The 14406-nt window shown below is 64.9% G+C and carries 10 protein-coding genes and 1 tRNA gene; 7 read left to right on the top strand and 4 right to left on the bottom strand.

Translation table 11 applies throughout. The features are described 5' to 3' along the window. Positions 1-163 precede the first annotated feature (163 nt). Positions 164-1006 carry a DUF559 domain-containing protein gene (locus NFR41_RS08165; RefSeq protein WP_251231449.1) on the bottom strand — a complete coding sequence of 281 codons (843 nt, stop codon included), beginning with the start codon at positions 1004-1006 and terminating at the stop codon, positions 164-166. A gap of 856 nt (positions 1007-1862) precedes the next feature. Between NFR41_RS08165 and NFR41_RS08160 the strand changes: the two genes are divergently transcribed. Both NFR41_RS08160 and NFR41_RS08155 read left to right on the top strand, forming a co-directional pair. Further along, positions 1863-1938: transfer RNA gene (locus NFR41_RS08160), tRNA-Arg, on the top strand. A gap of 72 nt (positions 1939-2010) precedes the next feature. Continuing rightward, the gene (locus tag NFR41_RS08155) at positions 2011-3378 is read left to right on the top strand and encodes a class I SAM-dependent RNA methyltransferase (protein WP_251231448.1); all 1368 of its coding nucleotides are present in this window, start codon (positions 2011-2013) and stop codon (positions 3376-3378) included. 182 nt (positions 3379-3560) lie between these two features. Here NFR41_RS08155 and mdh read toward each other — a convergent pair whose 3' ends face one another. After that, on the bottom strand, positions 3561-4487 hold the full coding sequence (gene mdh / locus NFR41_RS08150) for a malate dehydrogenase (protein WP_251231447.1): 927 nt from the start codon (positions 4485-4487) through the stop codon (positions 3561-3563). Positions 4488-4733: 246 nt separating this feature from the next. Beyond that, positions 4734-7289, bottom strand: coding sequence for a DNA topoisomerase I (locus NFR41_RS08145; RefSeq protein WP_251231446.1), 2556 nt, complete (start codon positions 7287-7289; stop codon positions 4734-4736). Positions 7290-7656: 367 nt separating this feature from the next. On the opposite strand from NFR41_RS08145, the gene NFR41_RS08140 reads away from it, so the two are divergent. The 5 genes from NFR41_RS08140 to NFR41_RS08120 all read left to right on the top strand — a co-directional run bounded on the left by NFR41_RS08140 (position 7657) and on the right by NFR41_RS08120 (position 12484). After that, positions 7657-8610, top strand: a complete 954-nt coding sequence (locus NFR41_RS08140; protein WP_251231445.1) for a serine O-acetyltransferase — start codon at positions 7657-7659, stop codon at positions 8608-8610. A gap of 119 nt (positions 8611-8729) precedes the next feature. Continuing rightward, positions 8730-9251 carry a hypothetical protein gene (locus tag NFR41_RS08135; RefSeq protein WP_160212872.1) on the top strand — a complete coding sequence of 174 codons (522 nt, stop codon included), beginning with the start codon at positions 8730-8732 and terminating at the stop codon, positions 9249-9251. Positions 9252-9397: 146 nt separating this feature from the next. Continuing rightward, complete coding sequence (gene thyX, locus NFR41_RS08130) at positions 9398-10090, top strand: FAD-dependent thymidylate synthase (RefSeq protein ID WP_251231444.1); 693 nt, start codon at positions 9398-9400, stop codon at positions 10088-10090. Between the two features lie 4 nt (positions 10091-10094). Continuing rightward, positions 10095-11432 (top strand): DUF1385 domain-containing protein, encoded by a 1338-nt coding sequence (locus NFR41_RS08125; protein ID WP_251231443.1) that lies wholly within the window; start codon positions 10095-10097, stop codon positions 11430-11432. Between the two features lie 158 nt (positions 11433-11590). Beyond that, on the top strand, positions 11591-12484 hold the full coding sequence (locus NFR41_RS08120; protein ID WP_251231442.1) for a class I SAM-dependent methyltransferase: 894 nt from the start codon (positions 11591-11593) through the stop codon (positions 12482-12484). 183 nt (positions 12485-12667) lie between these two features. On the opposite strand, the gene NFR41_RS08115 is transcribed toward NFR41_RS08120, so the two are convergent. Further along, entirely contained in the window at positions 12668-14359 is a 1692-nt protein-coding gene (locus NFR41_RS08115; protein ID WP_160212876.1) for an FAD-dependent oxidoreductase, read from the bottom strand. Positions 14360-14406 lie beyond the last annotated feature (47 nt).

Raw genomic sequence — 14406 nt, 5'->3', positions numbered from 1 at the left:
GGCGCAGCCCCCCGCCAGGCGCACCCTCCCCCGCCAGGCACAATCCCCCGCCAGGCGCACCCTCCCATTGCGGCAGTGCACGGGGGCGGGGTTCTGCACGAATCGCCGCACAACCCCGCCCCCATGCACTGCTGTTCCTGAAGCTCGGTCCCAAAGCACTCCGTCAGGCGCCCTCGGCCAGCTCCTCCGCAGCCCCGAAATGCCCCACCAGCGAAAACCACAGCTCGGCCTTTCTTCGAAGCACCTCGCTAGAACAGCGCGAACGCCGCCTGCCGAGCGCCGTCTCCAAGGTAGCCATGAAGCGGGCGAACTCGAACCGGTTGAGCAGCTGACGCTTGGTAAGGGTAAGTACGTTGAAGCCCAGAGCGGAAAGCGCATTGCGTCTGGCAGCGTCGTCGGCTATTCGCCCTGATCCCGTATGGCACAGGTCGCTATCGTATTCCACGACCACGCGCTCGTGACGCCAAAGAAAGTCGCACAGGTAGTAGGACTTTGCGCACAGGAGCATCTTGCCTCGCGGAACCTCTACCAACCCGTTCATCTCGAACGGCCCCAGGTCGTAACCTCCCCGCAAGGTGGGCGCGCCGAAAAGCACGGCGAGGTCGGACTCCATTGGCGAGCGAGCACCGTCGAAGGTGCAACGAATAGCCGATCTGGCACCTGGCAGACCCTTCACCCCCTCTAGCCCTCCGATGCAATCCAGCAGGAGCTGACGGGAGGCAAGCGGTCGCGAGCAAACAAACCCGCCCGCAGCGAACGATGCCTTTCGGTACGCCCCGCAAAGCTCGGAACCGACAGACGCAACATGCTCTACCTTGTGAGTGCGGGCAAGCTGAACAAGCACCAGGGCCGGATGGCAGATGTACACGCCGTCCGCTATCTTAAGCACAGTCCAGCCTAGCAAGGAGGCCGGCTCCACGCTGCATGCGAACAGCTGGGAGTTGCTTCGCAGCGATGCCTTGGAGACAACCACCTCAAGCGGCCCCTCGGACAGAAATGGAAACATGGCTCGCACCCTGTCGTTGTCGCCGGCTCGAGGACGGACCGCCAGCTCGGGCAAGAAGGACGGCTCGGCGAACGAGGCCCTCGCAGAACCGATTGCGGTTATCGGGCGGCAGTCTGCAGCGAAACGAGGGTCCACACTACCGTTGCCCCGACTTCCTGTTAGTGCGCCGCGGCAGCAGCCTGCGACGAATCGGGGGTCCGCGCTCCCCATCGAAGCGCAACGGCCTCCATCGCCGCGGTGCGCTTCGAGACGAGCTTCAGGATAGGCTGCCGCACTTGCAGGCTTGCGCCCATGCGACAGGGCGTGCAGGACAAGAGGGGATGCCGCCCGCATTATCTCAAGTGCCGTATGTCCTCCAAGAACGATGGTCATGAAGGGAATCCTAGCATCCGAAATCGCTTATTTCAAGGAAAAGATTTTACTGTTTTCCCAGTTCAAATTGGTGTTTCATTCTGTTTGAATCGCTGTAGCATCCGGAGAGACCTAGCCTGCAAATTTGAAAGAATCAGCCCGCAGCCCTGAAAGGGTCGGGGCTAAATTCTGCTTGGATCATGCTTGAAATCGGAGAGATTGCCGACCTCGGACATCGCGGCACAGTGCACGGGAGAGGGATTCCGCAGGATTTTACGCAGAACCCCTCTCCCGTGCACTGTCAACAGCCGGCAATGGTAAAAGTTGGTCGCATCGACTTCGCCGAGACTTCGTCAGTACTGCGTTGGTGTTTCGCCAGCGCTTCGCCGAGACTGCGCCGAAGCAGCGTCGACGCCGCGTCAGCGCTGCAAGGATATGCAGCTTTTTCGACATTGAAGTTAGCCGCGCATGGGGAGCGGCTTTGCGCTATACTATGCCCTCACGTGCCCTTGTAGCTCAGGGGATAGAGCGTCTGCCTCCGGAGCAGAAAGCCGCAGGTTCGAATCCTGTCAAGGGCACCACCGAAACGCACAGGCCGGGCGCATACCCGGCCTTTTTCGTTGGCAATGCAGGGCATCGACGCGGGAGGCGGCATGACCGACACCATCACCATCGAGCGCATGGGCTACGGAGCCGAGGCCGTAGGTCATCTGGCCAGCGGAAAAACCGTCTTCGTCGAAGGCGGGGCACCGGGAGACATGGCCGAGGTGCAGCTGGTCGAGGAAAAAGCCAGCTTCGCTCGGGCCCGCATCCAACGGCTGGTGGAGCCCTCGCCTTTGCGGGTCGCCCCTGAATGGCCCGACGGCATCGCCACCGGCGCCGCCCCCTGGCAGCACCTCTCCTACGGCGCGCAGCTAAGCGCCAAGCGCGACAACGTGGCATCGACGCTGGTCCGCACCGCCCACCTGCCAGAAGAGCGCGCCGAAGCGGTGGTGGAGCCCTGCGTGCCCAGCAAGCGCCGCTGGGGCTACCGCAACAAGCTGGAGCTCGCTTGCGCCGACGAAGCCGGCCGCTTCTGCCTGGGTTTCCACCCCGCCGAAAGTAACCAAGTGATCGCCACGCCCACCTGCCCCTTAGCCCACAGGTCCATCCAGAAGGCGCCCAAGGCGCTGCAGGGGGCGCTGCGCTTCGCCCAAGGGTCCGGCAGCCTGGGCATCTACCGCGTAGGGGTGCGCAACAGCCTTCGCACCGGAGAGACCGAGATCGCCCTTTGGACGCCCGCCGGCGCCTTCCCCCGAGCCCATGTGGCGAAGACCCTGTCCAGCGCCCTGAAAGCCACCAGCATCGTGCGCGTCATGGCAGACCCCGGCCACGCCCGCAAGATCAAGGGCGTAGAGGTGCTGGCCGGCAAAGGGTTTTGGGAAGAGCAGCTGGGTGCGGCCCGCTACATGGTGGCGGCGCCTTCGTTCTTCCAGGTGAATACCGCCCAGGCCGAGAGGCTGGTCGATGCCGCCATCGAGTTTCTGGGCGGCACCCCCGGCGCCCGGCCCGACGGCGGCACCGGTGAGCCGGAAGCCCCTACCGGCCTGGACGGCCTCTACATCGCCGACCTGTACGCCGGAGGCGGTACTTTCAGCATCCCAATCGCCCAGGCCGGCGCCGAAGTAGTGGCTGTGGAATCCGCCGGCTCCTCCGTGCGCGATCTGCGGCGCAACGCCGATGCGAACGGCGTGTTCGTGGACGTTGTGGGGGGAGACGCCGCCCGCGAGCTGCCCGAGCTGGGAGAGCTTGACGCCCTGGTGGTGGACCCGCCCCGCGCAGGCCTGGCCGACGGTGTGGTGGAAAGCATCGCCGCCGCGAGCCCGGAGCGGGTCGTATACATCAGCTGCAACCCGGCCACCTGGGCCCGCGATGTCGCCCGCTTCGAATCGAGCGGCTACCGCCTGGTCCGCGTACGCCCCGTGGACCTATTCCCTCAAACCTACCACGTGGAAGTGGCGAGCCTGTTCGAGCGCGCCTAGAAAAGGCTGCCGCAACCCTGTCGTTTGCGGACGACGGGAAAACAGTGCACGGGGGCTGGGTTCTGCGGGAATTCCTGCGGAACCCAGCCCCCGTGCACTGTCGAAGCACCCGCCAGGGAATGCGATGGGGACTGATGGGCGGATGGCAAAAGCAGGCGCTCACGCCACCCGCCCATCGAAAGCTACAGCGTCTCGAGCGCCTTCAGGCCGGCCTTCACGCTGTCGGCGGATTCGCGCAGGGCGGCAAGCTCGGCGTCGTTCAGGTCGAACTCCACGACCTCTTCCACCCCGCCGCGGCCCAGGCGCACCGGCACGTTCATGTACACATCGTCGATGCCGTACTGGCCGGTCAGATGCGCGCACACCGAAAGCACCTCATGGGAGTCGGTCAGGATCGCCTGCACCATCTTGGCGATGGAGGCGCCGGGGGCGTAGTAGGCGCTGCCCGTCTTCAGGAAGGCCACCACCTCGGCGCCGCCCTTCACGCAGCGACGCACCACCTCGTCCACCTCTTCGGCGGACAGCAGCTCGGTGATGGGCTGGCCGGCCACCATGGTGAAGCGGGGCCAGCACACCATGCCCTCGCCATGGGCGCCCACGGCCCAAGCGGTCACGTCGGCCGGGTCGCAGCCCAGCTTCTCGCACACGGCGAAGGACAGGCGGGACGAATCCAGCACGCCACCCATGCCCATCAGGCGGCTATCGGGAAGCCCCGACTCCTTGAAGGCCAGGTAGGTCATGACGTCCAGCGGGTTGGTGACGCAGATGAATACGGCATTGGGCGACTTCTCCACAGCAGCGGAGATGACCGAGCGCATGATACCGGCGTTCACGCCCAGCAAATCCTCGCGGGTCATGCCGGGCTTGCGGGCGATGCCGGCGGTGATGACCACCACATCGGAATCGGCCGTGGCATCGTAGTCGTTGGAGCCGGTCACCTTCACGGTGAAGCCCTCCACGGAGCGCATGTGCATCATGTCGAGCGCCTTGCCCTGGGGCAGCCCCTCCGCCACGTCCACCAGCACGACGTCGGCCAGGTTCTTAGAGGCGATGATGTGGGCAGCAGTGGCTCCGACGTTGCCGGCGCCGACAATGGTTACCTTGGGCATGGGCTTCTCCTTCGCGAAAGTCCCCGCTGCGGCGCAAAGTGCGGACCGGCGCTGAAGCGGGCGAACAATGATGACGGTGCCCAAGTATAAAGCTCCGTGCCGCCCGCGGCTCCATCAAGTCGCAGACGGCACGGAGAATCGAGATTCAATCCAGCTGCTCCCCCAGCGCGCGAACGCAGCGAACCCGCAGCGCTGAGACGCCATCTCCCGCCTCCCCGCCGCCGCAAGCGCTCGCAGCCCGAGCCCCTAGCCCTTGGCCTTCGTCGTGCGCTTCGTCGATTTCGCCTTGCCTCGGGACGCGCCCTTCGAAGCGCTCTTCGACCCGGACCGCTTCGCCCCCTTGTCGGCGTCGTCCTTCTCCTTGCCGGGGCAGTTGAAGTTCGGGCACAGCTTCCACGGCCCCCGGTTGGTAGTCACCACCACAAGAGGCGCGCCGCAATGCTCGCACACCTCATCGGTGGCCGAGAGCTTGCCGTACTGCGGCAGCGGGTAGCTGGTCTCGCAGGTGTCGTAGTTCTCGCAGCGAATGAAGCGCTTGAGCGAGCGGGGGTTGCGTTGGGCGATCAGGTTCGCGTCCACGCCGCGGGCCGCACAGGTGGGGCACTTGCCCACCACCACGTCGGGCTCGGCGTTGGTGGAGCAGTTGGGGTCGATGCACACAATGCGCGGTTTACTGCGAAACGCCGTCACCTTCACCTGGGGCATGCCGCAGACCGGGCACTTCTCCTCCACCGCCTCGATCTTGCCCTGGGGCAGCGGGAAGGTGACATCGCAGTCCGGCCAACCGGCGCAGCCGATGAACATGCCGCGGGTCTTCTGGCTCACGCGAATCTGCAGGTCCTTGCCGCACTTCGGGCACGGCCCCACGTAGGCGTCGGCGGCCACGGCGTCGGCCAGGGCGTCCTTCACCTCTTCGGAATGGGGCATGAGCACCGCAAGCTCCCGGGCCAGCAGGTTGCGGCTGGTGTCCACCACCTTCTCCTTGGTGGCGCTGCCGGCGGCGATGGCATCCATCTGGGCCTCCAGGTCGGAGGTCATCTGCGAATGGGTGATGTGCGGCGCGAACTTGTCCAGGGCGTCCACCACCGCAATGCCCAGCTGGCTGGGCTCGATGGGGTCGTTCTGGATGTACTTCACCTGGTACAAGCGCTCGATGATGGCATGGCGCGTGGACTTCGTGCCCAACCCCAGCTTCTCCATCTCCTGGATGAGCTTACCCTGGCTGTAGCGGGCCGGCGGCTCGGTCTGCTTGTGGGCGCAGTCGGCGCCGTTGAAGGCCACGAGCTGCCCCGCCTCCAGAACCGGCAGCGTCTCGTCCTTCTTGAGCCCGTAGGGGTAAATGGCCCTAAACCCCGGCTTCACCAGCACGTCCCCCTTGGCCACGAAGGGCTGCCCGGCAACGTCCAGGGTCACCTTCGTGCCCTCCACCACGGCCGCATCGGACAGCGTGGCCAAAAACCGGCGCGCGATAAGGTTGTACAGCTTGTAGTCGCCGGCCGACAGGTCGTCGGGGGTGGCGGCGCGCACCGGGTAGATGGGCGGGTGGTCGGTGGTCTCCTTCTTGCCGCGGGTGGCGTGCAGCTCGCCTTTCGCCAAAAGCTCGCGGCAATAGGGCGCGTAGGCCGGGTTGCCCGAGATGGCGCGGACGGTCTCGGCCAGGTCCATCGAGCTGGGGTACACTGTGTTGTCAACGCGCGGGTAGGAAATGTAACCGCTCATGTACAGGCTCTCGGCGATGCGCATGGTGCGCGCCGGCGAGATGCCCTCGGCCGAAGCCGCGGCCATGAGGCTGGTGGTGTTGAAGGGGACAGGGGCCGGCACCGTGCGCTTCTTCTTCTCGACGTCGGTCACCGTGGCGCTGACGGCGCCGGAAACCGCCTCCATGACAGCCTGGGCCTCGGCCTGGCTCTTGAAGCGAGCCGTGGTGTGGGTGGCCTCGAAGGAAAGCGGGCCGTCGCCGGCGGTGGGCCCGGCGGTGGCTTCGGCGTCGAAGGCGCCCTTGATCACCCAGTAGTCCTCGGGCACGAAGGCCATGCGCTCCCGCTCGCGGGCCACGATCAGCGCCAGCGTGGGAGTCTGCACGCGCCCGGAGCTGCGCACGTTGCCGTAGCCGGCGAACTTCACCAGCGTCAGGTAGCGGGTGAGCACTGCGCCCCAGATAAGGTCGATGTCCTGGCGCGAACCGCCGGCTGCGGCCAGATTGGTGTCCAAGTCCACCAGGTTGCCGAAGGCATGGGTAATCTCCTCCTTCGTGAAGGCGGAGTAGCGGGCGCGCGACACCGGGATGGAGGGGTTCACCTCCTGCACGCAGGAAAGGGCGTCCGAGCCGATAAGCTCGCCCTCGCGGTCGAAGTCGGTGGCGATGATGACTGAATCGGCCTTCTTCGCCAGGTTCTTCAGGCTGCGGATGATGTCCTTCTCCTTGGGCAGCTTCTCGATGGGAGCGTACACCAAATACGGCAGAGCCTCCATCTTCCACGTCTTCAGCTCCACGCCGTCGGCGGTGAAGGGCTTCTTCTTCTTGAACGGGGGGCGCGGAAGCGACGCAGGGATGGACGCCGGGATGCGCGAGCCTTCGGCATCCACTGCCTGCCAGCCGCCGCGCTGCCTATATATAAGCGAGGGCGCGAAGTCCGGCTCCAGTATATGGCCCCGAAGGCCGATAGTCACCCACTCCTCGCCGTCGACGGTGAACCGGTACACGGGCGTGGTGTAGACCTTGTCCGCCTTTGGCTTGCCGGCGCCCAACAGGTCGGCAATTTTCTGAGCCGCGTCGTTCTTCTCGGTGATGACCAGCCTCACGCAAGCCTTCCTTTCCCTTGGCGCCCCACGAAAACGCGCCTCTACGCCGCGAAAACCGCAGCTCGACAGTATATTCTGCACGATTTCCCCCTGAAGTTTCGCTCTAGGGCCCGCCTCAGGGGGAAGCTCGAAAGTTCCCGCAAGCTTGTTAGCATACACATTTTTCCGGCGAGCGAAACCCCCTAATTCCCCGCGGAGGCCCTATGCAAAACCTTTGCACCCGCCGTGGAAACGCACCCGCCGCGGTCCCGACAGCCCGCGCAGTGGGATACCATGGAAAGCTATCCGCCTGCCGCAGGACCGCCGCGAACCAGCCCAAGAGCGGCGCAGCCGGGCATTGTTCACGTTATCGAACCGAGGAGGCCCTATGTTCGGAGAGGACCTGGAGCGCATCGTCGCACGCATCGAGAAGAACTACGAAGCCGACGAGATATTCTTCACCAAGCCGGGCCGGCGCTTCCCCAACCGCACGGCCATCAAGGGCATCATCACCGAGCTGCGGCGCGTGATGTTCCCGGGCTACTTCGGCCAGGAGATGCTCACGTCCTCCACCAGCCCCTCCTACTTCATCGGGCAGACGCTCATCGAAGTTGAGCGCGCCCTGCGCGAGCAGCTGGTGCTGGCCTTCGCCTACACCGCCACCGACGCGGCCTCCGGCGCTGGCAGCAACTGCGACGACGACTGCCGCCCCTGCCGTTTCTGCTCCGACGACGAGGTTCAGAAGCGTGCCGACGAGGTGTGCGCCGCCTTCTTCAACGAGCTGCCGGAAATCCAGCGCGTCCTGCTCACCGACGTGCAGGCGCTCTTCGACGGCGACCCGGCGGCCGGCTCGAAGGAGGAGGTCATCTTCACCTACCCGGGGCTCTACGCCATCTACGTGTACCGCATCGCCCACGTGCTCTTCCAGCAGGACGTGCCCATCCTGCCCCGGGTGATGACCGAAATCGCCCACTCGTCCACCGGCATCGACATCGGCGCCGGCGCGCACATAGGCGAGTACTTCTTCATCGACCACGGCACGGGCGTGGTGATCGGCGAGACCACCACCATCGGCGACCACGTGAAGCTCTACCAGGGCGTGACCCTGGGCGCGCTCTCCACCCGCGGAGGCCAGCGGCTTTCGGGCGTGAAGCGCCATCCCACCATCGAGAACAACGTGACCATCTACTCGAACGCCAGCGTCCTTGGCGGCGAGACAGTCATCGGCGAGGGGTCGGTCATCGCCGGCTCCACGTTCATCACCGCCTCGGTGCCGCCCCATTCCCGCGTGTCGGTGAAGGCGCAGGAAGTTACCGTGCGCCGCCCCGGCGAGCTGGACTAGAGAACCGCAACGTCTGCCGGTTGCGCCCGCGCCGAATGCAGCCCGGGCGCAACTGCAGCGCCGCCTTACCAGGAGAACCGCTTTTCCCTTAAGGAGCAACAGGAAAGGAAGGTCCACCCATGAAGAAAGTACTCGCTCTGTTCCTCGGCCTGATCGGCGCCCTCGTGCTCGCCTGCGTGGCGGTTATCGCCGTGCCGTCGCTGGACGACCTGCTGGACGATTCGCCCCTTGCCGGCATCGTGGAGGCGGTGGACGACCTGAAGAGCGGCTTCGAGAACGCCGTGGGCGGTGCCAAGGACGGTGCGGTCAACGCGGCCATCGACGCGAGCGGCATCAAGACCCGGGTGCAAAGCGCACTGGACTCCAACGTGGACCGCATCGCCGAGGCCACGGGCATCCCCGCCGACACCGTGCAGAGCGCCGTGAGCGCCATCAACGTGGAGGACTGGCAAGCCACCACGCTGCCCGACTCCGCCGCTGAGACCGGCTCGTTCTCCGGGAGCGCCATGGGGGTGGACGGCACCGTCACCCTCTACGACGACCCGGGCTACGTCACCGTGGAGGCCTACGGGCAGGAGATCACCTTCGCCATTCCGCCCGACGCCCAGGACTACCTGGCCTACGCCTCGATGCTGGGCTAGAGACGCAGCCGCACGGCGGCATGGCACCCGCCGACCCGCCGTGCGCATTGGGTGTTGCCTGGGGCCTTCGCCGAAGCAGGGTTCGCCGCGCTTGCTATACTGAAGCGCGAACAATCCTGCCGGCACCCCATCCTCGAGGAGCCCCCATGCAAGTTGAGCTTCTGTACCACACCCCCGACCCCGAGCGCGCCATCGCCACCGCAGCACGCCTGTGCTACGCCCCGGTGGGAGCTAGCGAGCTGATGGAGACCATGCCCGAGGAGCGCGTGAGAAGCGTGCTTTCCACCATCATGGGCAGCGGTCACTTCTCCACCCTTGAGCACGCCAGCTACACCTTCGCCGTGGACGGCGTCTCGCGAGCCCTCACCCACCAGCTGGTGCGCCACCGCATCGCCAGCTTCAATCAGCAGAGCCAGCGCTACGTGAAGTTCAGAAACGGCGTGCCCGTGGTCAAGCCCGACTCCGTAGCCCAGGACCCCGAGGCCTCGGCCGCCTTCGACGATGCGGTGCAGGCGGCGGTGGACGGCTACCAGAAACTGCTTGAGCTAGGCGTTCCCGCGGAAGATGCGCGCTATCTGCTGCCCAACGCCGCCGAGAGCAAGATCGTCATCACCATGAACGTGCGCGAGCTGCTGCACTTCTTCAAGCTGCGCTGCTGCAACCGCGCCCAATGGGAGATTCGCGACATGGCCCACAAGATGCTGGAGCTGGCCCGGCCCACCGCGCCGTTCATCTTCGCCGACGCCGGGGCTCCCTGCGTGAGCGGCGCCTGCCCCGAAGGGAAAATGACCTGCGGAAACCCCTACCCCCGCGTGTCGCGCGACGCCCTGGGGGCCTAGCGCCATGGCCAAGAAGAGCGACGCATCCCGCGCCTTCTCCGAAGACGGGGCGCTGAAGACCCACGTGGGCGGCCAGGCGCTCATCGAGGGGATCATGATGCGCGGGAAGTACAACTGGTCGGTGGCGGTGCGCCAGCCCAACGGCCAGGTTTACACGGAAGAGCACGACCTGGCCAGCGGCAGGAAGAAGAACGGCTGGATGTACTGGCCGCTGATGCGCGGATGCCGCGCCATGGTGGAGTCGCTGGCGCTGGGGTTCAAGGCGCTCGAGATCGCGGCCACGCACGCCTTCGACGAGAGCGCAGGCCAGGCTGACGCCGAGCGCGCGAAGGAGAATCTTCACCAGGAAGAGCTGGAAGCGGTGCTGCTGGACAACGCCTTCGAAGACGAGTTCGGCGACGGGGCCGGCCGAAACACCGGCGTCGACCCTGCTGCTCTGGCCGCCGCCAACGAGCGTGCCTTCAGCTGGAAGGACGACTTCGGCCGTCCCGACACCGTCATCGACGCCCTGGGAGCCCAACGCACCTTGGAGGTAGTGAGCGAGCCCGCGCCCGCCGGCGAAGCGCAGGCCTCCCCCACCGCCGAGGGCAGCGAGTCAGCCGAGCCCAAGAAGGGTTTCATGGACGAGGAGGTGGAGTTCGGGCACAAGGAGATGGTGGTCTCCATGGTGTTCGGACTGGTGCTGGGCGTGGTGCTGTTCATCGTGGCGCCGGCCTTCATCACGAACCTGCTGGTGGGCGAGTACGATGGCAACCCCATCGCCTGGAACATCGTGGACGGCATCCTGCGCGTGGCGGTATTCGTGGGCTACCTGTGGCTGATCGGCCGCATGAGCGACATCAAGCGCATGTTCGGCTACCACGGCGCCGAGCACAAGACCATCCACTGCTTCGAGCACGGACTGCCCCTCACGCCCGAGAACGCCCGCAGCTTCCCGCGCCTGCACGTGCGCTGCGGCACGGCGTTTCTTATCATGGTCATGATCATCGCCATCTTCGTGTATACCGTCATCCCGGTGCCGGCGCTCATCAGCGCCTGGGGCATCCCCGACGGGGCGCCGAAACTGGCACTGGTCATCGCCATCCGCATCCTGTTCGTGCCCGTCATCGCCGGCATCGCCTACGAGATCACGGTGAAGTGGGCCGGCAGCCATCCGGACAACCCGCTGGTGAAAGTGGTGTTGTGGCCCGGTATGCAGCTGCAGTACCTGACTACCAACGAGCCCGACGACGGCCAGATCGAATGCGCCATCGAGGCCATGAAGCTGGTGCTGGAGCGGGAGCAGCGGGAAGAGGCAGCGGCCGCGGCTGGCGGCAAGCCTGTTGCCGAAGGCGCCTCGTAGTACCGACCTGAATTTCGCGGAGGGGCCCGAAGGACAGGAGTCCATGCTCGAACAGCCCTGAGCTCGGGCACCGAACGCTTCGCGTTCTGCCCTCGTGCGGAACTGCGCGTGGACCCCTGTCCTTCGGGCCTGATGCGAGCAATGCGGAAAGGAAGGCCATGAGCGATAACTTTACTCCCCTGCTGACCAGCTACGACTGGAACGCGGAGTGGCAGGAGCTGCAGCGGTTGCGCCGCCGCAAGGACGATTCCGCCTACTGGGACAAGCGCGCCGCCACCTTCACCACCAAGGACGCGCCGAACCGCTACGTAGAGGACTTCCTGCGCCTGGCCGACATCAAGCCCGGCGAGACGGTGTTCGACATGGGCTGCGGCACCGGAGCGCTGGCCGTGCCGTTGGGGCAGGCCGGGCACAAGGTGGTGGCAGCCGACTTCTCCCAGGGGATGCTGGACGCCATGCAGCGAAACCTTGACGCCGCCGGAGTGAAGACGGTGTTTCCGAAGTGCATGAGCTGGGACGACGACTGGGCGGCCTTCGGCGTGCGGACCGGCATGGCCGACGTGGCCATCGCCTCGCGCTCCATCGCCACCGACGATCTGCGCGACTCACTGATGCGACTGACCGATGTGGCGCGTCGCCGCGTATGCATCACGCTGTCCACCGGGTCGAGCCCGCGGGTGGACGAGCGGATACTCTCGGCCGTAGGGCTTTCGCAAGTGCTGGGGCGCGACTACCTGTACGCCTTCAACATCCTGGCGGACGAAGGGCTGAAGCCGCAGGTGGACTATATCAACAGCACCCGCGAGGACACCTTCGCCACGCCCGAGGACGCCTACGACGACTTCGCCAAGATGATTCGCGACGCCGGGTCGGTGGGCGCCACCGAAGCCGAGCTTGCCGCCGCCTGCGATCGCCTGCGCGGCTGGCTGGAAGAAAATTTGGAGCCGAACCCCCACGCCGGAGAATCCGATCGAAAAGGGGTGCCCCAAGGCGCCTGGCACCTGAAGCAACCTCGTATAGTGGCCTGGGCGTTTATTGCCTGGGAAAAGTAAACCCTGCGAAGTTGAAGCGAAGGCGGCGCAGCCATCGAGGACTGCGCCGCCTTCGCTACGGTTGGCTTTCGGCAGGCTGCCGGCGTCTACGGCCCCACCAGCTCGGACATCTCGAAATCCACACCGCAGCAGGGGGCAGGCGAAACCGGCGAATAGGACCTGGGGCACCCGAATCGGGCCACCCTAAGCCCCTACCGCCTTCGGAGCATCCGCATAGAGGCCCTTCACTTCGTCCCACGCCACTGGCTTCGCCGGAGAAAGAGCACCGGTAATTGCATGAATCGTGGCATAGCGTCCGGAAGTGAAGCACGACCCCGCTGCCATACCATCGGTGTAGATCCAGTCATGATTGCCGCATAGCTCACCGGCACAGAAGCCGACGGCGTAGAGCCCCGGAATCGGATTCCGCTCACGGTCCACTACCTGATAGTTTCCGTCCACGACAAGGCCGCTGCAAATCGCGGAGACCCGCACCCATTGCGACACACCCCAGTACGGCGGAGTATCGATTGGTTGAAGAAACCGCTCGTCGAGCCCGAAGTCGGTGTCCTTTCCTTTTGCGCACATTTCGTTGAAGCGGGCAACGCTAGCCTTCAGGTTGTCTGCTGGGATGCCGAGCTCGCCAGCCAACTCGTCAAGAGTGTCGCAGCGATGCGTGTTGACGAGGTCGGGGTAGACCCCCTTCGGGTTCTCTACGAGGCCTGGAATGTATTTTTCAAGTGCCTCGGGTTTGGGAGCGGTGCCTCCCCATGTTGCAATCTTCTCTGGATAGGAGCTATCGAAGATCCTGCAGAACACTCCGGGGTCGTCGCCGGCCGTGTTCTTCTCGGACAGGGTCAGGTTCCAAGAGATCATGGGAATGTCCTCGTTCATAAAGCGCTCGCCGTTCATATCGACCGCAAGGAAGGGCAGCTCAGCGATGGGCTTGGGAGCGGAATCCATATCGTGGAACTGTTTCGCATGACCAACATGGCTCATCCATCCTCCGGCCAAGGCACACATGAGGATCCCATCGCCAGTCTTGTTGACCTGTTTGCGAGCAAACGGCACGGCATCGGGAGAGTATCGCCTGACGAGAGACTCGTTGTTCTGGTAATCTCCCGTCGCAACAATGACCGCCTGCGTCGCGTTGAACTTGATGTAGCCATCTTGCGCTTTGCCCACAACGCCCACGCACGCCCCGTCCTCCATCAGCAGCTGCACGCCGGGGGTGCTGTAAAAGAAATCGGCTCCCCTCTGCTCGGCGAGCCCCGCCAAAGCCTCAATAAGCTTTCCGTGATTCTCTGGCTTCTCGCCGAAAGTGTGCCGACGAAACGAAGCAACCTCTTCTTCGTAGGTACGCGTGGTGTCGTTGTAGGTGCAGGCGGGGTATCCGACCTCTTCGGCCATTTTGTCCAACCAGCACAACGTCTCGCCTGAGTGAAGCGCGAAGAACTGGAGTTGCGCCAGGTTCGTTCGATATTGCACTGCCTTACGGTAAGCCTGCATCCACTTGTTAACGGCGTTTTCCGTGCTCTCCTCAAGAATCATGCCCGACGAGTTGTTCCCTTGCGAGATGGTGGTCGGCTCCTTTTGCAGACAAGCGACGGTCGCCCCCTCTTCGAGCGCCGTCAGAACTGCGGGAAGGCCCGCCGTGCCGGCTCCCACCACCACGACGTCATAGGTTTTCTCGTCGCTGAAATCACTAATGGGCTCGTATTCGGCCGCAGAAGCTTCGAAGTCCTCTGCGGTAAAGCCCTCTGGCAACGCTGCCTCCGCTTGGGCGACGGGCTGTGGACCCGTCGCACAGCCACTGAGCGCTCCCACAGCAGCGGACGCCCCGATTGCCAACGCGGTTCCCTTAAGAAAGCTTCTGCGATTCATGTTTCCTGTCATGCTCTCCTCCTCCGTTCCCCTGCTGAAGTATTTGCCAGGAAAGCGTC

Source organism: Adlercreutzia aquisgranensis (assembly GCF_943193145.1).
GTDB lineage: Bacteria > Actinomycetota > Coriobacteriia > Coriobacteriales > Eggerthellaceae > Xiamenia > Xiamenia aquisgranensis.
The sequence above is the reverse complement of the archived record's forward strand: the minus strand, read 5'-3'. Positions and strand labels throughout refer to the sequence as shown.

Bases quoted from the DNA above. Each gene is read 5' to 3' on its own strand.
- NFR41_RS08165 (WP_251231449.1), bottom strand. From the start codon at position 1,006: ATGTTTCCATTTCTGTCCGAGGGGCCGCTTGAGGTGGTTGTCTCCAAG.
- NFR41_RS08155 (WP_251231448.1), top strand. From the start codon at position 2,011: ATGACCGACACCATCACCATCGAGCGCATGGGCTACGGAGCCGAGGCC.
- mdh (WP_251231447.1), bottom strand. From the start codon at position 4,487: ATGCCCAAGGTAACCATTGTCGGCGCCGGCAACGTCGGAGCCACTGCT.
- NFR41_RS08140 (WP_251231445.1), top strand. From the start codon at position 7,657: ATGTTCGGAGAGGACCTGGAGCGCATCGTCGCACGCATCGAGAAGAAC.
- NFR41_RS08135 (WP_160212872.1), top strand. From the start codon at position 8,730: ATGAAGAAAGTACTCGCTCTGTTCCTCGGCCTGATCGGCGCCCTCGTG.
- thyX (WP_251231444.1), top strand. From the start codon at position 9,398: ATGCAAGTTGAGCTTCTGTACCACACCCCCGACCCCGAGCGCGCCATC.
- NFR41_RS08125 (WP_251231443.1), top strand. From the start codon at position 10,095: ATGGCCAAGAAGAGCGACGCATCCCGCGCCTTCTCCGAAGACGGGGCG.
- NFR41_RS08120 (WP_251231442.1), top strand. From the start codon at position 11,591: ATGAGCGATAACTTTACTCCCCTGCTGACCAGCTACGACTGGAACGCG.
- NFR41_RS08115 (WP_160212876.1), bottom strand. From the start codon at position 14,359: ATGACAGGAAACATGAATCGCAGAAGCTTTCTTAAGGGAACCGCGTTG.